This is a genomic window from Sphingopyxis bauzanensis (assembly GCF_002205675.1).
GTDB lineage: Bacteria > Pseudomonadota > Alphaproteobacteria > Sphingomonadales > Sphingomonadaceae > Sphingopyxis > Sphingopyxis bauzanensis.
In genome coordinates this window covers 719117-746073 of sequence record NZ_NISK01000002.1, presented here as the reverse complement: position 1 = coordinate 746073, position 26957 = coordinate 719117, and the positions used below count along the sequence as shown (strand labels likewise).

Here is a 26957-nt window from a genome sequence, read left to right as displayed (position 1 = left end):
TTAGCGGGCAGCGCGGCCGACACCTTCCTGTGCAGGTACGGCGTCGGCGGTGGCCGTCGTGCCGTGCAGCAGCGGCTGGCCGCCGTCGCCGATGATCGCAAACCCGGCCCAATAATAAGGATGCGACGTCTGCTTGTCGTCCATCAGCCGCATCTGCGTCCCCCACATCGCATCGGCGACGCTGGTGCCTTGATTGGCACTGAACAGGCCGCCGATCAGGCGCTTGGTGGCGTGGAAATCGTCGGGCGCGGGCCAGTGGCTGGCGATCACCGAACGGCCGCCGGCGCCGATAAAGCTGCGCACCAGCCCGTCGAGCGCATTGCCGCCGCCCGACAGCCCCGCCTCGCGCGTCGCGGCGACCGATGCCGCGCCCGCGGTGTCGCACGCCGAAAGAATGACCAGATCGGCGTTGATCTTGAGGTCGAAGATTTCCTGGAAGGTCAACAGCCCGTCCGAATCGCCGTCGCCGAACGAGGTGACCAGCGCGGGGCGCGCGGGACAGGCGGGGCGGGGCGCGGTCACGAGCCCGTGGGTGGCAAAATGGATGATGCGATAGTCATTGAGGTCGGTGCGGGTCTTGACCGCGCTGTCGGTGAAGGCGCCACCAGTGAGCAGTGTTCCGGCATCGCCGCCCATCGCATTGCGCGCGGTCACCAGCTCGTCAGCGGAAATCGGCCGCGCCCATTGCGAGACGTCCCACTGGCAGCTTCCGTCGACGGTACCGCCTGCCGCGCCGCGGGTGCCGAGCGAGGGCAGGGTGGTGCCATTGATCGGCAGATTCTGGCCCAGCCCGAAATATTGATTAGCCGCCGTCGACGGTGCCGCCTGCCGCGCGTTGCGGAAGGCGAGCGTCGAGACCGCGGTGCTTGGCCGCGTCGTGCGCCCGAGCCAGGCGATCTGGCGCATGTCGAAGGGATCGGCATCGGGATCGAGCAGCCGCTGTTCATAGGGCGCAAGCCCGGTGTCGGCGGTGATCAGCAGGTTGATCGGCAGGCGCAGCATGGCGCCGTCGGGTTCGAAGATCAGATGCGCGACGCTCGGCAGGCGCGCCGCAACCGGGGCGAACAACTGACCGTACAGCTCGTACGCAGTCGCCGCATCGAAGGGGTAGGTGACGCGGCGGCCATTTTCGACGATCGAGATCGTCGAGCGGATCGTATCGACCGCGGTGTCGAGGGCCGCGGCGCTGATGTCCGATTTCCACAACTGAGCGCCGGTCGGTTCGATCAGCATCGCGTAAACGGAATCGCCGACGACGAGCATTTTGAGATAGGCTTCGTCAGCGCGCAGCACCTGCTGCAGTTCGGGCAGGTCGAGCTTGCCCGGCGCGACAACGCGATATTGCGGAAAGGCGCCCAGTGCGACGATCGTTTCGGCTTGCTGGAACGACAGATTGTCGAGCTGGGTCTTCAGATCGGCACGCAGCGCGTTGATTTCGGGCGAAACCGGCAATTGACCGAGCCGCGCATCCTCGATCCGCGCACGTTCGATATCGCGGTTCAGGGTCGTCGCCTGGCGGAACAGCCGCGCGCCATCGTCGCTGCCACTTGACAATTCGCGCGCCAGCACCGCCTGGGTGTCGGCAACACCGGGGCGAACCTGCAACTGGCTGGCGACGAAGAAATCGCTGATTGCTGTGGGGTCGGTCGCGGCGCGGCTGGCGAGCAGCCGGTAATAGGGCGCCATCATATTGGCCATGCCAGTTGTCGAGCGCTGCGACGCGGCCAGCGCGGTGACGACGTCGCGATAGATGGTCAGCGCCTTGTCGTCCTGACCATGGCGGGTCAGGAAGGCGGCGTAGCGCGCCCGCGCCGAAGCGAGCGCGTTGGTTTCGGGATATTCGACCGCGAGCGCGTTCACCGATTCCAGAAAACGTGCGTCGGCGGCGGCGATGTCGCCGAGCGCCTCTTCGGCGAGGGCGAGTTCTCCCAGCATTTGCGAGCGCAAGCGGACGATCGAGGTAACGCGGCCTTCGCGGACTGCCAGTGCATCGGACAGGCCTTCGATCTGCGCCGCCTTGGCCGCCGCACCATTGCCGCGCAGCCGTTCGACGGTGCCGAGCAGATGGACCGCCTGTGCATCGATGATCTGCGCGCGTTCGAGCGGGGTCAGCCGTTCGCGATCCGACCCTTGCTGGACGGCGCGGGCATTGCTGCCGCTGTTGACCCCGGCGACGATTGTCGGGGTCAAGGTGACGCTGGAACCCTCAACCGTGATCGCAGTGGTCAGCGGGGCAATCGGTCGCTGCAACAGCTCGGCCGCGCCATCATAATCGCGCTGGTTCAGGGCGTGGATCGCCCGGAAATTGCGGCGCAGGCGCAGCTGGACCGGGTCGCTCGTCGGTACCGCCTCGGCCTCGGCAAACAGGCGTTCAGCCTCGCCGAACTCGCCGAGGTTCGAGCGTTGCAGCGCGCGGTTCAGGGTGAATTCGGTCGGGTCGATGTCGGCGGCGGCCTGGTCGTCTTGGGTGCGGCGCGACAGGGTTTCGAAAAATTCGGCGGCTTCGGCATAATCGCCGCTGTGATTGCGCCGATAGCCCTCGGCGAGTGCCTTATCGACATCGATTGCGCCCGCCAGGGTACGGGCGAACCCGTCATTGCCGCCGACCGACGTCGTCGCGACCTTGATGACGCCGGGGACGACCTTGCGCTGGCGGATCGATTCGAGCGCCAGGTTGAGCGCGTCGCCATAGGCAGCAAAGCCTTCGACCGTGTAAGCGGTGTTGCCGTCACTCTCGATCCGCGTTTGCCATACGACGCTGCTGTCCTTGACGATGCAGGTTCCGTCGGCGGCGCAGCTAATGGTGTCGGCGCGGCCGCGTTCGATGCGGGCGAGGGCGCTGTCGGGGCTGGCGCGCAGCATGCGGACGGTGCCGACCGGCTGGCTGGCGTCGCGGCACAGGATCACCCAGGCGCGATCGAACATGCCGTCGATGACGGCATCGCGCACCGTAGCCTGCACCGCGCACAGCGAACCGCCCTGATCGCCGATCGAAAAGCTGTCGCGGAGCGTGGGATCGGTGCCCTGCGCCTGCGCGGCTCCGGGTGCCGCCAAGGCGAGCGCCGCCAGAATCGGCAGGCAAAACGGACGTCGAACGGTCATCACCAATCCCCCAAACCCAAGGCTAGAGGCGCCGTGCCGACGCATTTGCGGCAAGGCGCAGTCTTCATTGCTGCGGTACGACCCATTCCCTGATCCGGAGCCTAACCCCTTCGCCCGCAAAAGGGAAGTGATCAGCAGCACAGGTCGCTTGCACCCATCGGGCGCGCAACCTATCTGCAAAGCGACAGTTTCAAACCCGTGAGGACAATATGAGCGGATTCGACGATCGTGAACGCGCCTTTGAGGCCCAATTTGCCCGTGATCAGGACGCACAGTTCCGCATCACCGCGCGACGCAACCGGCTGGTCGGCGAATGGGCCGCCGAACGCATGGGGCTGACCCCCGAAGAAACCGATGCCTATGCCAAGGCGGTGGTGCAGGCCGATTTCGAGGAAGCTGGCGACGAAGACGTGATCCGCAAGCTCGCAGGCGACCTGACCGCGGCGCAGGTCGAGATCAGCGATGCCGAAATCCGCGCCGCGCTAAATGACAAGGCGGTCGAAGCACGGCGCCAGTTCATGGACAAGCAGGGCTGAGCCAATGGGCATGCGCGAAGATGATCTGCGGGCGATGATCGTCACGGCGTTTCCCGATGCAGAGGTCGCGATTACCGATCTTGCGGGCGACAACGACCATTATGCCGCGCATGTCGTCAGCGAATCCTTTCGCGGCATGACGCGCGTCGCGCAGCACAAGGCGGTCTATGCGGCGCTTGGCGGACGCATGGGCGGCGAACTTCATGCCTTGCAATTGACGACTGCCGTTCCTTCATAGGGACCAGCACCCAATTTCTGGCGCGATGCGCCACCGGAGACGATTATGACCGAACCCACGCATGACCGCATCGCCAAGCTGGTCGCCGACAATCCCGTGCTGCTGTTCATGAAGGGCACGCCGCTGTTCCCGCAGTGCGGCTTTTCGTCGCGCGCGATCGCGATGCTCGACCGGCTCGGGGTCGAATATGAGACTGTCGATGTGCTGCAGGACATGGAAGTCCGGCAGGGCATCAAGGAATTTTCCGACTGGCCGACGATTCCTCAGCTGTATGTGAAGGGTGAGTTTGTCGGCGGATCGGACATCATGATGGAAATGTGGGAAGCGGGTGAGCTGCACACGCTGATGACCGGGATCCCCGCGCGGGCGGAGTGAACGCGGCCAGCTGACCACCCATGATCGGTGGCGGTACGCGGCCAGCGCTGCGATCCCAGCAGTTTGATCCTGCGCTGAAATGCGAAGGGCTCGCCGGTCAGGCCGACGAGCCCTTGTTTATTGGGATCAGGCGGGCCGGTGCGACGCGTGTCGAACGCGTCCGACCCGGTAGGCTGCCCTATGGCGCGAGGATCGCGACAGCGAGGTACAGCAGCAGCGGCAGGCCAAAGCCCAGCAGCGTCAAGGCGACAAAGCCGACGCGCGTCCACAAGACGTCGAAGCCGAACTGGTCTGCCATCCCGGCGCAGACACCGAAAATGACACCATCGCGACGATTCTTGCGAAAACCCTGTTTCATTTCATTCCTTTCCATCCCGGCCTCGCGGCCGGCGTTTTTGAGCGTCGAATCCGATCAGACGATCAGGCTGTTCGAGCTGGCAATGCCGAGCAGCATCACCGAGGCGTAGAGCGAAGCAACGGCGGCAATGGCGTAGCTTTTGAACGAGTCGACATTGAAATGGGCCATGATATTTTCCTTCCTTGAACCTTCCACTCGGACCGTTCCGGTGGATGCCGACACTTATGCAGAGACCGTGCCAACTTCGTTCATCGGCGGTTAAGTGGGGTTTTTGGGTTCGCGACAGATTATTTCAGTGCAAAATTTACGGCAAGATGGCGAAAATTGCCGCCAGTTGGAAAAAATTGCGGGCTCATTTCCACTTTGTCGCCGCGGACCGCTCTTTGTGTTTGTCGCACGCGGGGTCGAGAACGCAGTATTTGCCGCGTCAACGTGGGAAGGCGGGGTGGTGTGACGGGAAGAGCTGCGGTAGGCGCCCTATGAGATGACGCTGACCCGCCTTTCGCTGACCGATTTTCGCAATCATGCCGCGGCGGAACTGGTCGCCGGCCCGGGCCTGGTAGCGCTGCACGGCGACAATGGCGCGGGCAAGACCAATATATTGGAAGCGATCTCGTTGCTCGCGCCGGGCCGCGGACTGCGCCGCGCCGCGCTGGCCGATATCGTGCGCGATGGCGCGAGCGGCGGTTTTGCAGTCTTTGCCGAAGTGTTGGCGGGCGATGCCCTGCCGCCAGTATCGCTTGGCACCGGTATTGAGCCAACGCAGCCCGGACGTCGGCTGGTGCGGATCAACGGCAGCGCCGCCGCCGCCGCCTCGATGGGGGAGTGGCTGGGCGTGCTGTGGCTGACCCCGGCAATGGACCGGCTGTTCGTCGAAACCGCCGGGAACCGCCGCCGCTTTCTCGACCGGCTCGTCCTCGCGCTCGATCCGCGTCACGCCCAGCGCAGCAATCGCTATGACGCGGCGTTGCGCGCGCGCGGCAAGTTGCTGGCCGATCACGGTGCCGCCGACATGCAATGGCTGGCCAGCCTCGAGGCGCAGCTGGCCGAGCACGGCGCGGCGCTGGACGCCGCGCGTCAGCAAATGCTGAAAGCCTTATCGACCGAACTCGCCAGTCAGCCTGACACGCCCTTTGCGCGGCCGTTGCTGACGCTGATCGACGGCGATGGTGTGGTGCGCGCCGAACCGCATCGGGCGGATTCGCTGAAGGCGTTGTTCGCGGCGCGGCGACGGATCGATGCTGCCGCCGGGCGCGCAACGGCGGGGCCGCATCGCGACGACCTCAACGCGGTGCATGCGGCGACCGGTCGGATGGCGGCGCGATGTTCGACCGGCGAGCAAAAGGCGATGCTGCTGTCGCTTGTTCTTGCCCACAGTGACTGTGTCGCGCGGGCGCGTGGGCAGCGACCGGTCCTGCTGCTCGACGAGGTGGCGGCGCACCTGGATCCGCAGCGCCGCGCAGCGCTTTACACCCGGCTGGCGGACCAGGGGGGGCAGGCATGGCTGACCGGGACCGAAGCGGGGTTGTTCGCCGATATGCCGGGGCCAGTGACGCGATTCGCGATCTCGAGCGGCAGGATCATGGCGGGCTAGTACATTTTACCGACGAAGTTAGCGCCGATCTGGCGGCTTTTTACGGCAGTACGCATGCGCCGACCCATTGCATTATCCCTCGCCAAAGGGCTATGAATATCGAGGCAGAACAATATCGTAGCGCAATGCCGCGCAAAACCTCGTCAGATCATTACGACAGGGAGTATTTTATGAATTTGTTGAAGAAGGTGGCGATCAGCCTCGCTGCAACGTCGCTGGTCGCGGCGCCCGTGGCTGCATCGGCGGCGCAGAGCGTTCGCGCTGCTTCGCCCGTCGAAGGTCAGAGCGAGCTGGAAGGCGAGACCAGCTGGATCGTTCTGGCGCTGGCAGCTGTTGGTATCATCGCAGCGATCGTCCTGCTCACCGACGGCGACGACGAACCGACCAGCCCGTAATCGGTCTGCGATTTGAGTTTTCGCGAGGGGCTGCGGACATTGTCCGTGGCCTCTTTGCTTTCAGGAGACGGGTGCCTCGGTCAAGCTACGACGGAAGGGGCCTAGAGAATCTCGCGGACCACATCCTGCGGGCGGCACAGGCGGACGCCTTTGTCGGTCTCGACGATCGGACGTTCGACATAGGCGGGGTGCTTTGCCATCGCGGCGATGATCGCGTCCTCTTGGGCATCGGTCAGTCCGCGCTCTTCGGCGTCGGTACCCCGCAGCCGTAATGCGTCGCGTGCCTTCAGTCCGGCATCGGCAAACAGCTGGCGCAGCTTGGCGGCCGTGTAGGGCTGTTTCAGATATTCTATGACGGTCAGCTCAATGCCGGGTGTCGTTTCCAGGATCGCGAGCGTCTTGCGCGAGGTGCCGCAGGCGGGGTTATGCCAGATGGTTGCGTTCATGCGCAGCCTCCTAATCATCGCTTACCGCACCGTAAACCCGCTATTCATAGCATATATGGCACATTTGCTCGCATGACAGGGAACCAACTGCTTGCCTTTCGCGGCGAACGCACGACTTATGCAAGGTCGAAGGATCGCCAAAGGCGGCCAATGCGGGGTTGGGTAGCACGTGAGTAAATTGATCGATCGCAGGGCGATGCTGGCCGGATTGGCCGGGTCAGGCGCCATGGCCGCGGTGCCAGCGCGCGCGCAGATGCCGGACTGGATCCGGCAGCCAATGACAACGACCGCGCCGCCGGTCGACTATCTGGCGGTCGCGCGCAAACAGATCGCGATGCAAAGCCGCTTTATTCCGCAGACCGACCGCGTCGGGATTGTCGATTTCGGCCTGCCGTCATCGCGTTCGCGTTTCGCGCTGGTCGATATGATCGCGGGCAAGGTCGAGATGTTCCCGGTGACGCACGGCCGTGGTTCGGATCCTCAGCATGACGGGTGGCTGAAAAACTTCTCGAACCGCGTCGGCAGCCTCGCGACGTCGCGCGGTGCCTACCGCACCAGCGATTATTATTGGGGCGCGAACGGATCGTCGATGCGGCTTGCGGGGCTGGAGCCCGATAACAATAATGCCGATGTGCGTGCCATTGTCGTGCATGGCGCCTGGTATGCCGATCCGTCGCTGATCGCGACGCAGGGCAAGCTGGGCCGCAGCGAAGGCTGTTTTGTGTTCGGCGAAGATTTGCTGCCGATGATTCTCTACAAGCTGGGGCCGGGGCGCCTGATCTTTGCCGACCGCCTGACCGAACTGCCGCCCATGCCGGCGCCGTTCCAGCTGCCACCGGTCGCCGACAATATCCGCCGCGCCGGGGCGACCAGTGGAACCTTCCCCACCACCGCCGACTGATCCCCGCCTTCATTATATGCAGTAATCTGGCGAGCGGGTAAGCGTCCGGGGGGCGGGGCCTTTCGGCCGCTCCGCCCCCCGTCTGCATCGGGGGCAAGTGGGGATTTCCCGGTGGGGGCAGGGGACATCAGGGACCAGACCGATGCCCCCCACCGCTCCAATTGAGCGGAACACTCGGGAACATCTGATACTATTCAATTGCCGTGCCAATTTGGCGCGGCGACGGATATGCACCGGAGACGATGGTTAGCGATTCCTTACTGACATCAAAGCTTGTCAAAAATCCCGACACATTGGCGATCCTCCTGTCTCGTTGGGCCGTTCAGCTTCGTTCATCGACCATTCAGCCCTTTGACTACATCTGTAGTCGCATCGCAGATGGGCGGTGCCAATGGGAGGGGTTCTGATGGCAGAAAGAGCAAGCGAGTCGGAGATGCAGGTACTGTCGGCTCTATGGGACGACGCCCCGCAGACCGCGGCCGACCTGACCACCCGGATCGGCAAGGAGAACGGCTGGACGCAGGCGACGGTCAAGACGTTGCTGGCGCGGCTGGTCCAGAAAGGCGCGGTGACCGCCGAGGCCGACGGCCGCCGTTACCTGTATAGCCCCGCAATCGAACGCGCCGACGCCGTTGGCGAGGAATCGCAGCGATTCGTCGATCGCTTGTTCGGCGGCCGCGTCAGCCCGCTGATCGCGCATCTCGCTGATCGCGAGGCGCTGACCGAAACCGACATCGCCGAAATCGAGGCGTTATTGCGGAGGCTCAAGGCATGAGCGCCGCGACATGGATGCAGGTGTGGGGCGACACGATGCTTACCACCGCGTTGCTCGTGCTGGCGGTGCTGCTGATCCGCAAACCCTTTGCGCGCCACTTCGGCCCGCGGCTGGCGTATAGCCTGTGGCTGATCCCGGCGCTGCGGCTGGTGTTGCCGCCGCTGCCCGTCGCCGATCCGGTGGCCGCGCCCGATAGCGCCAACGTCATGCTGGTCGCGATCGATGCGCCGATGACGGTTCCGGTCGCCCCCGTTTGGTCGTTCGCCGATGCCATGCCTCATGTCTTTCTCATATGGGCGATGGGCATGGCGGCGGTGCTCGCGCTGGCGCTGCTGTCGCATCGCCGCTTCCGCGCCGCGGTGCTGGCCGAGGCGGTCGAGCTCGAGCCGATCGGGACGATCCGGCTGGTGATGACCGATGCGGTCGATGGTCCGGTCGCCTTTGGTCTGAGGCACCGCATCGTCGCCGTGCCGCAGGATTTTTTTGCCCGCTATGCCGCCGACGAACGCGCGCTCGCAGTCGATCACGAACTGGCGCACCACCATCATGGCGATCTGTGGGCAAATGCCGCGGCGCTCGTGCTGCTGGCGTCGCAATGGTTCAACCCGTTCGCTTGGCGCGCGATCCGTGCCTTTCGCTTCGATCAGGAGGCGGCGTGCGATGCGCGCGTGCTGACGATGGCCGACGCGGACACGCGCGGCGAGCGCACCGCGCGCTACGCGACCGCAATCGCCAAGGCGGCCGTCGGTTCGCGGCTGTCGCTCGCGGCGCCGATGGCGGTTCGCGATAATTTGCAGGAGAGGCTGACGATGTTGATGCGGAGGGATATTTCGAAACAACGCGGACTGGCGGGCCGGTTGCTGATCGGCGGCGCGACGCTGGCGGTGCTGGCGGCGACGGCAACGCTGGTGCCGGCGGGTGTTGTGACCGCCACGGCGCAGACGGTCGATATGACCGAACCGCCCGCGCCGCCATTGCCGGCCGAGCCGCCGCTGCCCGCCGACGCGCCCGATGCGCCTGACGCCCCCGGCGTGATGGTCTTCACGGATCACAGCGCGGACGTCACAACCGACAAGGATGGCAAGAAGCGTGAAGTACACCGCATCGTCATCCGCCGCGACGGCGACGGCGCGGGCAAGGCGCCGACGGTGATGTTCGCCCCCGCCGACGGCAAGGACAAGCTGCGCCGCATCGACGTCCGCATGCCGGGCAGCTTGTCGCGCGACGATGTGCTCGCGACGCTGAAGGAACAGGGCATCACCGGCCAACAGGCCGATGCGATCGCCGACAAGCTGGAAGCGAAACGCAAGGAACGCCTGCGCACCGTGCTGGCCCCGACACCGCCGATGCCCCCTATTCCGCATGGCGCCTGGTCGTCGGTGCATGGCCAGACGATGGTGCTCGGCAAGTGCGGTGACAGCAAAAAGGCGGCGCCGATCGTCAACCGCGACGAGAGCGACGGAAACAAGCGCAGCCGGGTTGTCATGTTCGCTTGCAACGACAGCGCCGAAGGCAAAGCGGCGCGGTTGTCGGCGCTGGAAAAAGCGCGCGAGGCCTTCGCCGAGGGTGAGCGTGCCCGTGGCCTGTCCGACGACATGCGCGCGAAGGTCGCCGCCGACCTCGACAAGGCGATCGCCGACATCGAGAAATCGGACCACTAGGCCCGACCAGATTTGGCGCCAGCCTTTGCTCCCCGGTGGGGCTGGCAGCAGGGGCGGGGAAAGGGAGCGGGCGACCGCTCCCTTTTTCGCGCGAGGGGGAAGGAGGCATGGCTGTCGTTGGGTGGATTTGACACATTCCCCTCCCTTCCAGGGAGGGGTTAGGGGTGGGTGCGAGCGATAGGCGAGCCGAGGCGGAGCGCCGCCTTCGGCGGCTACCCACTCCCGGCCCCTCCCTAAAAGTGAGTGGAGAAGAGAATTCCGCAGCGTTCGTTTCCAACCACTATCGCCAAATGATCGCCGCCACCCCTTTCGTTCCGCCCCCCGCAATGCCACATGACATCCATGAGCGAAGAAAAGCCCTGGCCTGACAGCATCCGCGCCGGCGATTGCGAGCAGCATGAGATGCTGGTCCGGCGTGTGCTGGCGCCGAACCCGTCGCCCTATACCTTTACCGGCACCCAGACGTGGATTGTCGGTGCGGGCAGCGATGTTGCGGTGATCGACCCCGGCCCGACCGGGAGCGGCATGAGCATCGGCGATCCGGCTGACGCTAACGGGCAGGGGCATGTCGACGCCATTTTGCGCGCGGTTGCGGGGCAGCGCGTTGCCGCGATCCTGTGTACGCACACCCACCGTGATCACAGCCCCGCCGCCGCCCCATTGAAGGACGCGACGGGTGCGCCGATCATCGGCTGTGCGCCGCTGGCGTTGAAGGATGACGGGCCGCGCGCCGATTCGGCGTTCGATCCCGATTATGCGCCCGACCGGGTGCTGACCGACGGCGAACGTCTGTCGGGCGATGGCTGGACGATCGAGGCGGTCGCGACGCCCGGGCATACGTCGAACCATCTTTGCTATGGCCTGATCGAAAGCGGCGCGCTGTTCACCGGCGATCATGTGATGGCCTGGTCGACCAGCGTCGTCAGCCCGCCCGATGGCGACATGGCGGCCTATATGGCCAGTCTGTCGAAGCTGTATGCGCGCGAGGACCGCGTCTATTACCCCGCGCACGGCCCCGCGGTGACCAAGCCGCGGCAGCTCGTCCGCGGCATGTTGGGGCATCGCAAGCAGCGCGAGCGGCAGATTTTGCGCGAGCTGGAAATGGGAACCCGGGTTATCCCGGTCATGGTCGCGCATATGTACAAGGGGCTAGACCCGCGGCTGACCGGCGCCGCCGGGCGCTCGGTGCTCGCACATCTGTTCGACTTGCGCACGCGCGGCGTGGTGCGCGAACGCGATGAGGAATGGGAACTGGCCTGACATGCTTTTGACGATGCTGCTCGCCGCGGCGCAGCCCGCCGCCGAGACCGCACCCGCCGGCCAATCGCGCATGGTGGAGCTGATCGGCCGCGAAGGCGGCCAGCAGTGCCTGCCCGATGGCCAGATATGCTTTGAACTGTCGGACAGTGCCGATGCAGGTGAGGGACCGGCCCATCTGATCCTCACTTTCCCGGGGTCCGGCGATACCGAAAAGACCTCGCTGCCGCTCCCGGCCTTTGCGGACGAGCCGCAGGGCTTGCGGCTGTGGCCGCATTTCGTTTCGGTGCGCAGCGGCGATGAAGCCGATGGCCAACAAGGGCTGGAAATGCTGGTCGGGGTGATCGGCGAACAGCGTGCGACGTATTCGGGCGGCGGGGGCACGGGCAGTCGGTTGCACCTGCTGCGCTTTGGCATGGCCCCGCACGCGATCGGGCTGGGCGGCGAAGTGCTCGATGTCGAATGGGACAGTGCGTTGATGATCCGCGCCTGTTTTTCGGAGCAGGATGCGAAAGACAGGCTCGACGCTTGCCACGACGAATATGAATTCAAAGCGGTGCTGAAACCCGGCCCCGATGATGGCGGAGGATTGCCGGCATTGACCTATCGCAGCTTTGCGACCGCCTATCCGCAGACGTCGCGACGGGGTGAGGACAATAGCGGCCAGAAGCTGAAACCCAGCGATCTCGCCGATTGGAAAGACCCCGAATGCAGCTACGAACGCGTGCTGCGATACAATGGGGCGACAGGTCGTTATGAAATGGATCGACCCGCGCCCGACTGTTCGGGCTATACAGTACCATGACCACGAATCTCTCCGCACCCCCGCCGCGCCTTGCCGGGCGCCTGATCCTGCTCGCTGCAGCGGCAATGCTGCTGCTCGCCGTCTGGTGGGCGGTGTCGGCATGGCGCGACTGGCAAAAGGGCTATGATCCCGAAACTGTCGTCGCGGCGAGCTTGCAGGGCTTGCAGGATCAGAATGTGCTGGTGCCGTTCACCGCGCGCTATGTGGCGGTGGTGACATCGACGCAGAGCCGGATGGGGCTGAGCGCGAAGAAGACGCTGATCATGCCCGGAACAGTGCGGTATGAGGTCGATCTCGGCAAACTCAAGCAGTCGGACCTTGATTGGGATGCAGCAACGGGCGCGCTGACCGTCACCCTGCCACCGCTGCGGCTCGCTGGACCTGAAATCGACCTCAACGCGATCAGCGAGTTTCGCGACGGGACGATCCTGTTGGCGTTGACCGACGCCGAAGCCTCGCTCGACGCCGCCAACCGCAAGGCGGCGCAGGATGAGCTGATCAAGCAGGCCAAGGGGACCACCCCGATGCGGCTGGCGCAAGGCGCTGCGCGAGCGGCGATCGAGCAGAGTTTCGCGATGCCGCTCAAGGCGGCGGGGATCGATGCGAAGGTGACCGCGCGCTTCGCCAATACACCTGCTGGCTAACAGGCTTTCGCGCGCCGTCATCCTGCGCTAGTCTCGACCCAATTCCAGCCGACTGGGGGGTATGGCATGGCAACGACGGGTGAGGGGGCGATGCGCTCCGAAGTTTTCTGGCAGCGCATGGCGATCGGCCTGGCGCTGTTCATCGTTTTTGGCTTCCTGCAGTTTGCGCTGCGCGGTTTTGTCGATCCCGTCGCGGCGCCGTTCTGGGTGCATATGCACGGCGTGCTGATGCTCGCGTGGCTCGGCCTGCTGATTGTGCAGCCGACGCTCGTTTCGCAGGGCAATTTCGCCCGGCATCGCCAGCTCGGCCGCATTGGCGGGTTGCTTGCGCTGTTCATCACCTGCCTCGGCATTTTTACCGGCGTTGCGTCGTTGATTCTGAACCGTTTTCCGCCATTCTTCTCCCCGCCTTATTTCCTGGCGCTGACGGTGACCGAGTCGCTTGTTTTCGGCGTGATGGTCGCGTGGGCGATCCGACGGCGCCGCGCGACCGACTGGCACAGGCGGTTGATGATCGGCGCGACGATTATCATCCTCGAACCTGCGTTGGGGCGCTTACTTCCGATCCCCCTGATGGGACCATGGGCCGAGCCTGCGGTGGCGCTCTGCCAGCTGGCGGTGGTTGCGATTATCGCGAGCTATGACCAGCGCAGCAGAGGCGCCGTGCATCCTGCGACATGGGCCGTCGCTGCCATTGTCATCGCGACGCGCGTCGCCATATCGCTGCTGTCGATGGCGCCGCCCGTCATTGCTCTTGCGACGCGCCTCGCCAGCTGATGCGGCGAATTGCTCTGCCGCGGGGGGCGGTGTAGGGGGACCGCTAAGGCAAAAGCCAGATAAGGAAATGAGATGACTGCTCCCATCCGCGAGAATCTCTCGGGCCTCGACCTCCGCGCTGAAATCGAGCGCCTCCGCAAAGACCGCAACGCGGTGATTTTGGCGCATTATTACCAAAAACCCGAGATTCAGGATCTCGCTGATTTTGTCGGCGATTCGCTCGAGTTGTCGCGCAAGGCGGCGGACACCGACGCCGATGTCATTGCTTTCTGCGGCGTTAAGTTCATGGCCGAGACTGCAAAAATCCTGAGCCCGGAAAAGATCGTCATCCTGCCCGACATGGACGCCGGGTGCAGTCTGGAAGACAGCTGCCCGCCCGAACAGTTCAAGCGCTTTCGCGAAAAGCATCCCGACCATATCGCGCTGACCTACATCAACTGCTCGGCGGCGGTGAAGGCATTGAGCGACATCATCGTCACCTCGTCGAGCGCCGAGACGATCATCAGCCAGATTCCCGAAAACCAGCCGATCATCTTTGGCCCCGACCGCCACCTCGGTGGCTATCTCAACCGCAAGTTCGGGCGCGAGATGCTGCTCTGGCCCGGCGTGTGCATCGTCCACGAAGCGTTCAGCGAAACCGAGCTCATCAAGCTGAAGGCGCAGCACCCCGGCGCGCCGGTTGCCGCGCACCCCGAATGCCCACCGCACATTGTCGACCACGCCGATTATGTCGGATCGACCAGTGGCATCCTGCAATTCGCCAAGACCTTCCCCGGCGACACGCTGATCGTCGCGACCGAGCCGCACATCATTCACCAGATGGAACTGGCGATCCCCGAAAAGACCTTCATTGGGGCGCCAGGGGCGGACGGCAACTGCAACTGCAACATCTGCCCGTACATGGCGCTCAACACGATGGAAAAGCTCTACCTCGCGCTGCGCGACCTGAAGCCGCAGATCGAGATGGAGGAAGGCCTGCGGCTGGCAGCACGCAAGAGCCTCGACCGGATGCTCGAGATGGCGTCGGGGACGATCGGCAAGGGTGATTTAGGGCGGGCGTAGTCCCCGAGCGAGTCGGATTGGCGACTCGCCGCTACGAGTCGGCGGACGACCGGCGACTGCTAGCGCGGCAAATCCGAATCCGAAAATGCTGCAGCCTTGTTACAAAAATGCTGCGCCGAATCCGCTTGTTGCTAATGCCGGACTTATCCACAGAGACCGACGTTCGGACAGGGCATTTGAACGTTTTTCTGTTGGCGCTCGGAAAGCTTCATGTCAGCTTCAAATCATCGGACGACAGAGACGAAAGACCGCCGGGACATCAAGGGTAGTTGCAAGACTAGCCAGAAGAGAACGGGCCGGACTTACGAGGAAATCGACCGATAGCCTGGTCACGGAACGTAGCGATTCCCACGAGTTGATGCGGACCCGATCAGGTACAGGAAATGCAGTCCATCGCTTGGACAGCGACTGCTTCGGCAGACGCAGGAAGAGATGATGAAGGGCTTTCCAGGTGCGGCCGGCCCCCGAAAGGGGGCCGACCAAACCGTCGCCGGGTTGTTCCGGGGTGCGCCGCAACGCATCGTTTTGCGGGCTGCTGATCGTAAGAAAAGCGGACCGGGATGAAGTGAGACGGAGTATGCCGGGATAGGACCGGATAGTGGGGGTTGGCAGCGATGTCGGCCCCCATTTCGTTTGATCGCCGCGCGTTGCGTCGAACGCCACCTCCCGACTTTTTTGCATATTATTTTTGCGCCTGTGACGGATGTCACATCGCGGTCGCACGGGGCTGCTTAAGCCGTCGTTGCGACCCGGAGCAGTTCTTTGATCTGGAACTGATCCCACTTTCCCGGCCGCGCCCTTTGCGGCCGGCCGGGAACCTTTCGCTTCCTCTCCGCATTGTGTTGGCATCGTTGAAACGATGTCTGGGCGCGACCGGACGTTTTATTTCAGCCGGGTATCTGCGTTTGCCCGGCTGTTCAGGAAGGGAAAAATCATGGGCTTGATCATTACTTTGATCGTTGGCGGTATTATCGGCTGGTTGGCGAGCATCGTCATGCGCACCGACGGACAGCAGGGCATCATCCTGAATGTCGTCGTTGGCATCGTCGGGGCATTCCTGGGCAATTTCCTCGGCAGCTTTTTCGGCATGGGTGCCAGCCTCGACACCTTCAGCCCGATCGGTCTGTTGTGGGCGTTTATCGGCGCGGTGGTGTTGCTCGGGATCATCAATCTGATTCGCCGCGGCAGCGTTCGTTAATCAGCAAATCGGTATGGCGGCGGTGCAGGATGGCACCGCCGCCATTCTATTAGGCGTTTTCAAATATCCGGGTTATCAAATGCCTGCCCGCAATGTCGGGCACCATCAATGATCGTAGGGGGTCAAAATCATGGATTTCATTATCGCAATCATCATGGGCGGCGTGATCGGCTGGTTGGCCAGCATCGTGATGCGTACTGATGCCCAGCAAGGCATCTTCCTCAACATCATCGTCGGCTGTATCGGTTCGATCCTCGGCCGCTTTCTGTTCGGCCAGTTCCTCGGCGGCGGTCACCTGCGCGGCAACGCCTTTGACCCGATGACCCTTCTCACCGCCTTCATCGGCGCGGTCGTGCTGCTTGCCATCGTCAATCTGGTGCGCCGCGGACGCGTCCGCTGAATCGATAACACCGGCGCTGGGTCGTTCGACCCTGGCCGGATCAAAGGGTGGCTCGCCGTCAGGCGCGCCGCCCTTTTTCATGTCTCTAACCACTGGAAATTGGGGCTGTCCCCGCCTAAGACCCACGCGCCGGGGGCTTAGACGCGGGGACCGGTTTTGGCCTCTTGCAAGTGGTGATTTAATTGGGTAATACACCTCATACGGGATTTCGGTCCTGTCGTGCGGGCCTGAGGGGGCGGAGCGCTGTCGCGCTTGCCGCATCGGATGCCGCTTGAGGCAGGAGGATTTCGGCGTGAACTACGAGCGGAAAGTGGATGTGATGGACAGCCTCGCGGGTTCGACCGAGAGCTATTATGACGAGGCGGACAGCCGCCGCAAACGGACGCGCCTGATCATCGCACTGGTGCTGATCGCGCTCGCCCTGGCAGCGACTTGGTACGCTTTCAGCTCGAGCAAAGACGGTGCCGCGGGCGCTGGCGGCGCGGCAGGCGGCGCAGGCGCCGCAGCGATGCCGAGCATCACCGTGATGGTACCGGGCCGCGTGTCGGTTCAGTCGACCATTTCGACCAATGGCACAATCGCGGCACGACGCGAAATGCCCGTCGGGATCGCCGGCGAAGGCGGGCAAGTCGTTCGCGTGCTGGTCGAGCCCGGTCAGTGGGTCGGTGCCGGACAGCCGCTCGCGATCATCGATCGTTCGGTGCAGACACAGCAAGCGGCAAGTCTCGCCGCCTCGATTCGTGTGGCGCAGGCCGACGCCGATCTGGCGCAAGCGGAACTGACGCGTGCCGAAGCGCTGGTGTCGCGCGGTTTCATTTCGAAGGCAGACATGGACCGCAAGCGCGCCACCCGCGATGCAGCGAACGCGCGCGTCCGCGTCGCGCAAGCCCAATATGCCGAGGCCCAGGCGCGCAATGGTCGCCTGAACATCGTCGCCCCAGCGGCTGGCCTGGTGCTGACGCGCGGCGTCGAACCCGGTCAGATCGTTGGCGCCGGCAGCGGCGTCTTGTTCCGCATGGCGCGCGGCGGTGAGATGGAATTGCTGGCGCAGATGGCCGAGGCCGATTTGCAGCGCGTGCGTGTTGGAACGCGCGCGACGATCACGCCCGTCGGCAGCAACCTGAACGTCGAGGGTCAGGTCTGGCAGGTGTCGCCCGTGATCAACCCCGACACGCGGCAGGGCATGGTCCGGATCGCGGTGCCGTACAGCGCCGCGCTGCGCCCCGGCGGTTTTGCCGACGCGCGGTTGATTTCGGGCACCGACGAAGCCCCGCTGCTGCCAGAAAGCGCCGTCCAGAGCGGCCCCGAGGGCAATTATGTCCTGATCGTCGATAACAAAGACACCATCCAGCGCCGCGCGATCAAGGTTGGCACCGTCACCGATGACGGCGTGTCGATCGCGTCGGGGCTTACCGGCCAGGAAAAAGTGGTCGTGCTGGCAGGCGCTTTCCTGAACGTCGGCGACAAGGTGAAGCCGGTGATCCAGAAATCGTCGCAATAATCGTCCCCGATCGCGTGCGCACAAAAGGCGTTTGAATCATGAGCTTTCGCAACATTTCCGCCTGGTGCATCCGCAATCCGGTGCCGCCGATCGTCATGTTCGTGCTGTTGTTGCTGGCCGGGATTGTCAGTTTTAACCGGATGGACGTCAACGATAATCCGGACATCGAATTTCCGGCGGTGCAGGTCATCGTGGTCCAACCCGGTGCCGCGCCGACTGAATTGGAGACGCAGGTCACTCAGCGCGTCGAGGCGGCGGTACGCGGCGTCAGCGGCGTCGACGAAATGTCGTCTTATGTCAGCGAAGGCAACAGCCGCACGATGGTGCAGTTCGCAATCGGCACCCCGATCGACCGCGCTTATAACGACGTGAATCAGGCGGTTCAGCAGATCCGTAGCGACCTGCCCGACGGGATTTTGGAACCGCAGGTGGTACGCGTCGACATCGCCGGTGGCCCTATTACCTACTTCGCGGTCGAGGCATCCGACATGACGCTCGAACAGCTTTCATGGTATGTCGATAATACGGTCGCGAAAGATTTGCTCGCAATCCCCGGCATGAGCCAAGTCCGCCGTTCTGGCGGGGTCGATCGCGAAATTCGCGTCATCCTCGATCCCGCGCGCATGCAAAGCTATGGCCTGACCGCGAGTCAGGTTAACCAGCAGCTGCGCCAGACCAACGTTAACGCCGCGGGCGGCCGTACCGAAATTGCCGGCTCCGAACAGGCTGTTCGCGTGCTGGGTAACGCCGCCAACGCGTTGGACCTTGGCAACTCACGCCTGTCGATTGGCAATGGTCGCACCGTGCGCCTGTCCGACGTCGCCAAAGTAACCGACGGCTATGCCGAACAGCGCAACCTGGCGAAGATCAAGGGTCGTCAGGTGCTCAGCTTCTCGATCGAAAAGGCCAAGGGTGCGTCGGACGTCACCGTTCATGACGAGACGATGAAAAAGCTGGCTGAGATCAAGAAGGCGAACCCCAAGGTTGACTTCAAGATTCTGTTCACGCGCACCGAATATACGAAGGAACAATATCGCAGTTCGATGCTCGCGATGGGCGAGGGGGCGGTGCTCGCCGTCATCGTCGTGTTCTTGTTCCTGCGCGACTGGCGCGCGACGCTGATTTCGGCGCTGGCGATTCCCTTGTCGGCGATCCCGACCTTCTGGTTCATGGACCTGATGGGCTTTTCGCTGAACAGCCTGTCGCTGCTCGCGCTCAGCCTGGTCGCGGGGGTGCTGGTCGATGACGCGATCGTCGAGATCGAAAATATTGTCCGGCACATGCGCATGGGCAAAACCGCCTATCAAGCGTCGATAGACGCCGCCGACGAAATCGGCCTGGCCGTCGTCGCGACAACGATGTCGATCGTTGCGGTGTTCCTGCCGGTGGCGCTGATGCCCGGAATTTCGGGGCAATTCTTTGTCCAGTTCGGAATGACCGTGGTGTTCGCGGTGCTCGTCAGCCTTGCAGTCGCGCGCATGATTACGCCAATGATCGCCGCCTATTTCCTGTCGGCGCAAGGTGAGCAGGAGCATGCGGCAGGGCCGTGGGTCGATCGTTATGAACGACTGCTGGCGTGGACGCTCGACAGCACCAAGCAGCAGGCAGTGCGCGCGCGTTATGACGGAACCCGGACCAGGATCGCCTTTCTGGCGGTACCGCTCGTTCTGGCAGGACTCTATGTCCTCTATTCGATCTTCTCATACTTCCAGCCCGTTCCCGCGGGGCAGGACGGCCCGAATCCAGCGATCCATTTCCTGGTGCTGACGCCGCTCATGGCGATTGTCACCTTCCTTGCTACCGGTCTGATTGCCATTCTGATCGGTGCTGCCGTCTATGCGATGGGGCTGCGACAGTGGTCGTTCACCCATTGGGCAAAGTTCATGGTCCAGCGGGCTTGGGCGCGGCTGCACGATCACCGCGTTTGGATCGTCGGCATCGGCTTGCTCGCTTTCCTGTCCAGCATCGGCTTGTTCATGGTGCTGCCGCAGCAGTTCCAGCCGACGACCAACAGCGATTATAGCCAGGTTCGTTATGAACTGCCGCCCGGCTCGACCCTGTCGCAAAGTGAAAACATCGCGCGGCAGATCGGGGAAGTTCTCGACAATAGCCCGGTCGTGCAAACTGCTTTCTATGACGTCAATGTCGGCGGCGGGAATGGCTTTATCACGCTCAAGAAAGATCGCGAGATAACCAGCGTCGAATGGGAACGTAGTCTGCAATCCAAGCTGGCCGCGATTCCCGATGCGCGCGTCAATTTCCAGAGCCAGTCGGGCGGCTTTTCAGGACGCGACATCACGATGGTGATCGGCGGCGATGATCCGGTCGCGCTCGAAAAACACGCCCGCACGATCGTGGCGCAGATGGGCGGGGTGAAGGAACTTCGCGCGCCGCGGATCGAGGGTGATATTCCGCGCCCTGAAATCATCGTCAATCCGCGCATGGACCTCGCCGCCGAACTCGGCGTGACGACGGCGTCGCTCAGCCAGACGATCCGTATCGCGACCTTGGGTGACATCGACCAGAATGCGGCGAAATTCTCGCTGTCCGATCGCCAGATTCCGATCCGGGTGCTGCTGTCCGAAGATTCGCGCCGTAGCCTGGCGACGATCGAGAATCTGCCGGTGCCGACGTCCCGCGGGACCACCGTGCCGTTGAAGTCAGTCGCCGAAATCGGGTTTGGCGCCGGGCCGACCGAACTGCGCCGCTATAACCAGACGCGGCGTATCGTCATCGGTGCCGACCTGGCGCCGGGGCTGGTCACCGGCGACGCGCAGAAGAAGATCAACGAACTGCCCGCGGTTAAAGAAATGCCGCAGGGTATCCGCAAAGTCGTGCAGGGCGACGCCAAGTGGCAGGCCGAATTGATCACCAACTTCCTGATCGCCGTGGTGTCGGGGTTGTTGCTGGTGTTCTCGACGCTGGTGCTGCTCTATCGCCGTTTCCTGTCGCCGCTGGTCAACATGTCGTCGCTGCTGCTCGCGCCGCTTGGCGGGCTGCTGGGCCTCGCGATCACCGGCATGGAAATCTCGATGCCGGTCTATATCGGGCTGCTCATGCTGCTCGGCATCGTCGCCAAAAACTCGATCCTACTCGTCGATTTTGCGATCGAGGAAATGGATCACGGGGTCGGCAAGATGGAAGCGTTGCTCGATGCCGGCCGCAAGCGCGCCCAGCCGATCGTGATGACCACGGTCGCCATGGTCGCGGGCATGGTGCCGACGGCGATTTCGCTGTCGGGCGATGGCGCATGGCGCGCGCCGATGGGCGTGGTCGTGATCGGCGGTCTGATCCTGTCGACGCTACTGACGCTGCTGATCGTTCCCGCGGGCTTCAGTCTGGCCGATAGTGTGGAGAAACGGCTGGGCCGGTTCTTCTCGCGCAATCTGCTCACTTATGAGGAAGGCGACGATACCAAGCCCCATGGCGTGCCTGCCCCGCAACCGGCCGAGTGATCGAGCGCGGCCAAATGTGCCGCCTCGGTTGCAACTTTTGCGGCGCTTCGCCATTTTAGGCGCATGATGGACAAGATTTCGACCCCGGACGAGACCGGAAGCGCCCACCCCCTGCGGGTGGGCGTTGCCGTTCCGACCGGCGGACTGAACATTCGTGTCGTCGCCACGGGGATGCTGGGGCTGATGGCGCTGGTGTTCATCACCGCCAAATTTTATCAGGACGTCCACCCTGCGGTGGGTTTTGTGCGCGCTTTTGCAGAGGCGGCGATGGTCGGCGGGCTCGCTGACTGGTTTGCGGTTACCGCTTTGTTCCGCCACCCGATGGGCATCCCGATCCCGCACACCGCGATCGTGCCGCGCAACAAGAACCGTATCGGCGATACGCTGGCGCGCTTCCTGCTCACCAATTTCCTGCTGCCGCGCCTGATCGCGCGCAAGATGCAGGCGCTCGATGTCGCAGGCGCCGTCGGTGCCTTCCTGTCGCAACCCGCCGAGGGCGGCGGGCGGCTCAAGATCGGCGCGTCGCGGATCATCGCCGACGCGCTGGGGGCGCTCGACCAGCAGCGCCTCGGCGGAATGGTCAAATCGGCGATCGCCGACCGCCTGCGCGAACTCGATGTTGCGCCATTGCTGGGGCAGGCATTACAGGCCGCGCTGGCCGAAGGGCGGCACCAGCCATTGCTCGATGCGATGGTCAAATGGGGATCGAAGACGCTCGAACTCAACGATCACCTGATTCATCAGATGGTTCACGATAATTCGAACGCGATTGTCCGTTTCACGGGGCTCGACGAAAGCATTTCCAACCGTATCGTCGCGGGGCTGTCGAAGCTGCTCAGCGAAATGGCAGTCGATGAGACACACCCGCTGCGCATCCGCGTCGAGGAAGGGCTCGCCAAAATGGCGCTCGACCTGCAGCACGACCCCGAAGTCAAAGCCAAGGTCGCCAAGGTCCGCGACGAGCTGCTCGAAAACAAAGCGGTCAAACGCTGGCTCGACGGATTGTGGGAGCAGGGCCGCGGCGCTCTGCTCAAGGCGGCGCGCAATCCCGACACGATGCTGGCGGGGCGGATCGGCGAACTGGTGACCCAGTTTGGTGCGATGCTGGGTGAGGATGCCCATATCAAGCGCACGCTCAACCGCTATGCGCGCCGCGCCGTCGTCGGCGTGGTCGACAGCTATGGCGAAACCGCGCTCAAGCTGGTGTCGGACACGATCCGCGGCTGGGATGCGAAGACGATCACGGACCGGCTGGAAAATGCGGTGGGAGACGACCTGCAATTTATCCGGATCAACGGGACGCTGGTTGGCGGACTGGTCGGGGTGTTGATCCACACGGTGGATGTCTTGATTTAGCCCGTCGCCCCCGCGAGGGCTATGAGCAGCTTAGCAACCCCTCCCGAAAACTCGGATAGCGCGGCGTCCAGCCGAGCAACCGCTTCGCCTTCCCATTCGCAACGCGCCGGCTCTCTGCGTAAAAGGCGCGCGCCGCTGGCGACAGGCCTGCCTCTTCCAGCGTTTGCAGCGGCGGCAGCGGCGCGCCCCGCATTGCACATCCCCATTCGACCAACCGGTTCTGGTGGCAAGGTTCGTCGTCGGCGAGGTTATAGACCCCCGCCGGTCCGCGAAACGACGCGATTACGCCGCCTGCGATGTCGTCGACATGGACGCGGCTGAACACCTGATCGGGCAGGTCGATCCGGTGCGCGCGGCCTTCGCCGATGCGATCGAGGATTGAGCGGCCGGGGCCGTAGATGCCGGGGAGGCGGAAGACGGCGACATCGCCGCGCAGCGCCTGCCACGCAGCGTCCGCTGCGTTGCGGTCGGCGCGGCGCCCTTTGATTGGCGCGCTTTCGTCAACCCAAGCGCCGCCCGCATCGCCATAGACGCCGGTCGAGGAGAAATAGCCGACCCATGTTGCGGGCGCGATCGCGATGGCATCGACATAGCGCGCCAGCACCGGATCAACGCCAGCGACCGGCGGCACCGACGACAGGATATGGCTCGCCGAGCGCAGCGCCGCGAGCACCGCGCCCTCGTCGGCAAAAGCAATGCTGTCGCCGCGCCCGTCCTGCGTTGTCCCGACCACATCCCACCCGCGCGCGCGCAGGCGGTCCGCAAGATGTTTCGCGGCATAGCCCAAACCGAAAATCAGCATCTGTCCCATCGCCCGCCTTATTGCGCGCCCCGCGCCCCGCGCCTAGACCCGAAACATGACCGATGCCTCTTCGACCCCCGCCGTTCCCGTCACCATCCACCGCGGCGATTATCGCCCGCCCGACTGGCAGGTGCCCGACGTCGCGCTCGATTTCGCCTTGGCGGTCGAAGCGACGCGCGTTGCCGCGGCGCTGTCGGTCGTCCGCCAGGCCGATGCGCCGACCCCGCTTGTGCTGCGCGGCGACGGGCTGACCCCGGCGGCGGTGCGTGTCGACGGCGAGGGCTGGAACGACTGGCGCATGGACGGCGCCGACCTCATCGTCGATCTGGGCGAGCGCACCGCGGCGACGGTCGAGATCGACACATTGATCCATCCCGCGTCGAACACCCAGCTGATGGGACTCTATGCGTCGAACGGCATGCTGTGCACCCAGTGCGAGGCCGAAGGGTTTCGCCGGATCACCTTTCACCCCGACCGCCCTGATGTGCTCAGCCGCTACAAGGTGCGGATGGAAGGCGACAAAGCGGCGTTCCCGATCCTGCTGTCGAACGGCAATTGCATCGCCAAGGGCGATGGCGCGGGCGGCAATCATTGGGCGCTGTGGGAAGATCCGTGGCCGAAGCCGAGCTATCTCTTCGCGCTGGTCGCGGGCGATCTGGTGGTCAACCGCGACAGCTTCACGACGATGTCGGGGCGCGAAGTCGAACTCGGTATCTGGGTCCGCGACGGCGATCTCGATCGCACCGAACACGCGATGCAGGCGCTGAAGGACAGCATGGCGTGGGACGAGCGCGTCTATGGCCGCGAATATGACCTCGACCTCTTCAACATCGTTGCGGTCAGCGATTTCAACATGGGGGCGATGGAGAATAAAGGGCTCAACGTCTTCAACACCCGCTACATTCTCGCCGACCCCGACACCGCGACCGACGTCGATTATGACGGGGTCGAGGGGGTGGTCGCGCATGAATATTTCCACAACTGGTCGGGCAACCGCGTCACCTGTCGCGACTGGTTCCAGCTGTCGCTGAAGGAAGGTTTCACCGTCTATCGCGACCAATGTTTTTCGGCCGACATGGGTTCGCCCGCGGTCAAGCGGATCGAGGACGTCCGCCTGCTCCGCGCCGCGCAATTCCCTGAGGATGCGGGGCCGCTGGCGCACCCGATCCGCCCCGACAGCTTTCAGGAGATCTCGAACTTCTACACCGCGACCATCTACAACAAGGGCGCCGAAATCATCCACATGATGGCGACGATGGTCGGTGCCGACCGCTTCCGCAAAGGCACCGATCTCTATTTCGAGCGCCACGACGGCGAGGCCGCGACGTGCGAGGATTTTGTCCGCGCGATCGAGGAGGGGGCGGGCATTGATCTAACGCAGTTCCGCCTGTGGTACAGCCAGGCAGGGACGCCGCGCCTGACGCTGTCGCTGGCTCAAGAGAGCGGCGATTGGGCGCTCGACGTGACGCAGACGGTGCCGCCGACCCCGGGGCAGGACGACAAGCAACCGATGATGATCCCGCTGAAGCTCGCGGCCTTTGCCATGGACGGCAGCGGCGCGGCCTTGCCCGAAACGCTGGTCACCCTGACGGGTGCGACGCAGCGCGTGCCGCTCGGCGCCTTTGCGGCGCGCCCCGCGCTGTCGATCAACCGCGGATTTTCAGCGCCGGTGATCGTCGATTTTGCGCGCGCAGACGGCGAGCTGGCGTGGCTCGCCGCGAACGACGATGATCCCTTTGCGCGGTACGAGGCGTTGCAGCAACTGATGCTCGATACGCTGGTTGCCGCGGTGTCGGGCAAAGCGCGCGGCAGCCAAGCGGTCATCGATGCGATCGGCCAGACACTGGCGGGTGCAGCGACCGACCCCGCGTTTGTCGCCGAGGCGGTGCTGCTGCCCAGCGAAGCCTTTATCGGTGACCAGATGGTGACGGTCGACCCCGGCGCGATCCGCCGCGAACGGCTGGCATTGCAGGCTGCGATCGGCACCGCACTGGAAAGCCAGTGGCGCGCGATTCTGGCGGGCGCGGCGCCGCCCGCCACCGACCTGTCGCGCAAGGCCAAGGGCGGCCGCCGCCTGCGCGGCGTCGCGCTCGCCTATCTGGCGGCGACGGCGATGGACGATGTGCCGGCGCTGGCGTTCCGGATTTTCTCCGACGCCGACGGCATGACCGAACGGCAGGCGGCGCTGGCGACGCTGGCGCATGGCGACAGCGACGAGCGGGTGGCGGCGCTGGACATCTTCTACCAACGCTATCGCGACAACCCGCTCGTGCTCGACAAGTGGTTCCAGGTGCAGGCGTGGTCGCTGCGCGCCGATACCGTCGATGCGGTGAAGGAACTGGCGCAGCACCCCGACTTCACGCTGGCCAATCCCAACCGGGTGCGGTCGCTCTATGGTGCGCTCTCGGGCAATCAGGCGGCGTTCCATCAGGCCGATGGCGCGGGCTACCGCCTGATCGCCGATCTGGTCATCGCGCTCGACCCGAAAAACCCGCAAACGTCGGCGCGGATGATCCCCCCGCTCGGCCGCTGGAAGCGCTTCGATGACGCGCGCGCCGCGATGATGAAGGCTGAGCTGGAACGGATATTGGCGCAGCCGGGGCTGTCGCGCGATGTAACCGAGCAGGCGAGCAAGAGTTTACTGGGGTAGGGTGTCGGGGCAGCTTTGGGGTGGCGGGTTCAACAGGTCGCCGCAACACGCTCAGCTCCCGAGCCACCCCGTAACCTCACTCGCCACCTTGTTCGCGGCGCGCGTCAGCGCTTCGCCGACCAGCTTGGCCTCAACCTCGCCGCCGATTGCTTCGCGCGCTTCAAAGCGGCGCTGGCTGACCGTTTTGCCGCCCGCGGCGACCAGCATCGCCTGATAGACGACGACCGCTTCGCCGGTTCGCGCATCGACGCCGAATTCCATCAACTGCCCCGCGAGCTGTTCGCCCGGCGCGGTCAGATATTGCCCCTCGTCGAGCACGACGCGCGATGTGCTGGCGGAGACGGTTTCGGACACCAGCCGTTGGAACAGCCGGTTCGGGGCTTCGACCCACTGCGCGTCCTTGACGTAAGTGACGCTGCTGTTGTCCTGCTGCACCGGGATGCGCGTCGTGCGCAGTTTCTGCGGCGCGGTCGGGATCAGGATCGTCAGCGTCGAGGCGTCGGCGGCGGTGCGCGCGGCGCCTGCCGATGGTGTGGCCGCTGCGTCGAGGGTAAGCAGGAAGGGCGGGGTCTTGCCGCCAAGGCCGATGCATGCCGACAGCGAGACGGCGGCGGCAGCGACGAGCAGCGGCGTGCGGAGGCGGCGGAAGCGATTGGGCATGGCGGGCTT

24 protein-coding genes are annotated in these 26957 nt (G+C 64.2%); 19 read left to right on the top strand and 5 right to left on the bottom strand.

Annotation, left to right across the window (positions count from 1 at the left end):
• Complete coding sequence (locus tag CDQ92_RS10195) at positions 1 to 3102, bottom strand: CHAT domain-containing protein (protein ID WP_088441242.1); 3102 nt, start codon at positions 3100 to 3102, stop codon at positions 1 to 3.
• 209 nt (positions 3103 to 3311) lie between these two features.
• Here CDQ92_RS10195 and CDQ92_RS10190 point away from each other — a divergent pair, with 209 nt between their 5' ends.
• Genes CDQ92_RS10190 through grxD form a run of 3 tightly spaced genes read left to right on the top strand, consistent with a single transcriptional unit; the run spans position 3312 to position 4251 of the window.
• Positions 3312 to 3638, top strand: coding sequence for a DUF1476 domain-containing protein (locus tag CDQ92_RS10190; protein WP_088441241.1), 327 nt, complete (start codon positions 3312 to 3314; stop codon positions 3636 to 3638).
• Positions 3639 to 3642: 4 nt separating this feature from the next.
• A complete protein-coding gene (locus CDQ92_RS10185; protein ID WP_088441240.1) occupies positions 3643 to 3876 on the top strand; it encodes a BolA/IbaG family iron-sulfur metabolism protein in 234 nt (77 codons plus the stop codon).
• 45 nt (positions 3877 to 3921) lie between these two features.
• Positions 3922 to 4251 (top strand): Grx4 family monothiol glutaredoxin, encoded by a 330-nt coding sequence (gene grxD, locus CDQ92_RS10180; protein ID WP_088441239.1) that lies wholly within the window; start codon positions 3922 to 3924, stop codon positions 4249 to 4251.
• A 178-nt stretch (positions 4252 to 4429) separates the two neighbouring features.
• Here the strand turns inward: grxD and CDQ92_RS10175 are convergent, their stop codons facing one another.
• On the bottom strand, positions 4430 to 4609 hold the full coding sequence (locus CDQ92_RS10175; RefSeq protein ID WP_088441238.1) for a PspC domain-containing protein: 180 nt from the start codon (positions 4607 to 4609) through the stop codon (positions 4430 to 4432).
• Positions 4610 to 5093: 484 nt separating this feature from the next.
• On the opposite strand from CDQ92_RS10175, the gene recF reads away from it, so the two are divergent.
• Together recF and CDQ92_RS10165 are read left to right on the top strand one after the other, a co-directional pair.
• Positions 5094 to 6203, top strand: coding sequence for a DNA replication/repair protein RecF (gene recF / locus CDQ92_RS10170; protein ID WP_088441237.1), 1110 nt, complete (start codon positions 5094 to 5096; stop codon positions 6201 to 6203).
• A gap of 170 nt (positions 6204 to 6373) precedes the next feature.
• Positions 6374 to 6598, top strand: coding sequence for a hypothetical protein (locus tag CDQ92_RS10165; RefSeq protein WP_144035739.1), 225 nt, complete (start codon positions 6374 to 6376; stop codon positions 6596 to 6598).
• A gap of 101 nt (positions 6599 to 6699) precedes the next feature.
• Here the strand turns inward: CDQ92_RS10165 and arsC are convergent, their stop codons facing one another.
• Positions 6700 to 7044, bottom strand: coding sequence for an arsenate reductase (glutaredoxin) (gene arsC / locus CDQ92_RS10160; RefSeq protein WP_088441235.1), 345 nt, complete (start codon positions 7042 to 7044; stop codon positions 6700 to 6702).
• A gap of 169 nt (positions 7045 to 7213) precedes the next feature.
• Between arsC and CDQ92_RS10155 the strand changes: the two genes are divergently transcribed.
• From CDQ92_RS10155 to CDQ92_RS10095, 13 genes are all read left to right on the top strand, one after another.
• Positions 7214 to 7945 carry a murein L,D-transpeptidase catalytic domain family protein gene (locus CDQ92_RS10155; RefSeq protein ID WP_229667037.1) on the top strand — a complete coding sequence of 244 codons (732 nt, stop codon included), beginning with the start codon at positions 7214 to 7216 and terminating at the stop codon, positions 7943 to 7945.
• A 406-nt stretch (positions 7946 to 8351) separates the two neighbouring features.
• The gene (locus CDQ92_RS10150; RefSeq protein ID WP_088441234.1) at positions 8352 to 8720 is read left to right on the top strand and encodes a BlaI/MecI/CopY family transcriptional regulator; all 369 of its coding nucleotides are present in this window, start codon (positions 8352 to 8354) and stop codon (positions 8718 to 8720) included.
• On the top strand, positions 8717 to 10381 hold the full coding sequence (locus CDQ92_RS10145) for a M56 family metallopeptidase (RefSeq protein WP_088441233.1): 1665 nt from the start codon (positions 8717 to 8719) through the stop codon (positions 10379 to 10381). The genes CDQ92_RS10150 and CDQ92_RS10145 overlap by 4 nt, the downstream gene beginning before the upstream one ends.
• 342 nt (positions 10382 to 10723) lie before the next feature.
• Entirely contained in the window at positions 10724 to 11641 is a 918-nt protein-coding gene (locus tag CDQ92_RS10140; protein WP_088441232.1) for an MBL fold metallo-hydrolase, read from the top strand.
• 1 nt (position 11642) lies between these two features.
• Positions 11643 to 12443 carry a hypothetical protein gene (locus CDQ92_RS10135; RefSeq protein WP_088441231.1) on the top strand — a complete coding sequence of 267 codons (801 nt, stop codon included), beginning with the start codon at positions 11643 to 11645 and terminating at the stop codon, positions 12441 to 12443.
• Positions 12440 to 13087 carry a DUF4230 domain-containing protein gene (locus CDQ92_RS10130; protein WP_088441230.1) on the top strand — a complete coding sequence of 216 codons (648 nt, stop codon included), beginning with the start codon at positions 12440 to 12442 and terminating at the stop codon, positions 13085 to 13087. The genes CDQ92_RS10135 and CDQ92_RS10130 overlap by 4 nt, the downstream gene beginning before the upstream one ends.
• Positions 13088 to 13153: 66 nt before the next feature.
• Positions 13154 to 13864, top strand: coding sequence for an adenylate cyclase (locus CDQ92_RS10125; RefSeq protein WP_088441229.1), 711 nt, complete (start codon positions 13154 to 13156; stop codon positions 13862 to 13864).
• Positions 13865 to 13936: 72 nt separating this feature from the next.
• Positions 13937 to 14926, top strand: a complete 990-nt coding sequence (gene nadA, locus CDQ92_RS10120; protein WP_088441228.1) for a quinolinate synthase NadA — start codon at positions 13937 to 13939, stop codon at positions 14924 to 14926.
• A 934-nt stretch (positions 14927 to 15860) separates the two neighbouring features.
• Positions 15861 to 16124, top strand: coding sequence for a GlsB/YeaQ/YmgE family stress response membrane protein (locus tag CDQ92_RS10115; protein WP_088441526.1), 264 nt, complete (start codon positions 15861 to 15863; stop codon positions 16122 to 16124).
• Between the two features lie 130 nt (positions 16125 to 16254).
• Positions 16255 to 16524: a GlsB/YeaQ/YmgE family stress response membrane protein gene (locus CDQ92_RS10110; RefSeq protein ID WP_088441227.1), complete on the top strand. Its 270-nt coding sequence runs from the start codon at positions 16255 to 16257 to the stop codon at positions 16522 to 16524.
• A 292-nt stretch (positions 16525 to 16816) separates the two neighbouring features.
• Positions 16817 to 18025, top strand: coding sequence for an efflux RND transporter periplasmic adaptor subunit (locus CDQ92_RS10105; RefSeq protein WP_373289585.1), 1209 nt, complete (start codon positions 16817 to 16819; stop codon positions 18023 to 18025).
• A gap of 38 nt (positions 18026 to 18063) precedes the next feature.
• The gene (locus tag CDQ92_RS10100) at positions 18064 to 21480 is read left to right on the top strand and encodes an efflux RND transporter permease subunit (RefSeq protein ID WP_088441225.1); all 3417 of its coding nucleotides are present in this window, start codon (positions 18064 to 18066) and stop codon (positions 21478 to 21480) included.
• A 63-nt stretch (positions 21481 to 21543) separates the two neighbouring features.
• Entirely contained in the window at positions 21544 to 22836 is a 1293-nt protein-coding gene (locus CDQ92_RS10095; RefSeq protein ID WP_373289586.1) for a DUF445 domain-containing protein, read from the top strand.
• Between the two features lie 19 nt (positions 22837 to 22855).
• Here CDQ92_RS10095 and CDQ92_RS10090 read toward each other — a convergent pair whose 3' ends face one another.
• Complete coding sequence (locus CDQ92_RS10090) at positions 22856 to 23647, bottom strand: Rossmann-fold NAD(P)-binding domain-containing protein (protein ID WP_088441224.1); 792 nt, start codon at positions 23645 to 23647, stop codon at positions 22856 to 22858.
• A 46-nt stretch (positions 23648 to 23693) separates the two neighbouring features.
• On the opposite strand from CDQ92_RS10090, the gene pepN reads away from it, so the two are divergent.
• Positions 23694 to 26288, top strand: coding sequence for an aminopeptidase N (gene pepN, locus CDQ92_RS10085; protein WP_088441223.1), 2595 nt, complete (start codon positions 23694 to 23696; stop codon positions 26286 to 26288).
• Between the two features lie 51 nt (positions 26289 to 26339).
• Here the strand turns inward: pepN and CDQ92_RS10080 are convergent, their stop codons facing one another.
• On the bottom strand, positions 26340 to 26948 hold the full coding sequence (locus CDQ92_RS10080; protein ID WP_229667039.1) for an ABC-type transport auxiliary lipoprotein family protein: 609 nt from the start codon (positions 26946 to 26948) through the stop codon (positions 26340 to 26342).
• Positions 26949 to 26957: the final 9 nt, after the last annotated feature.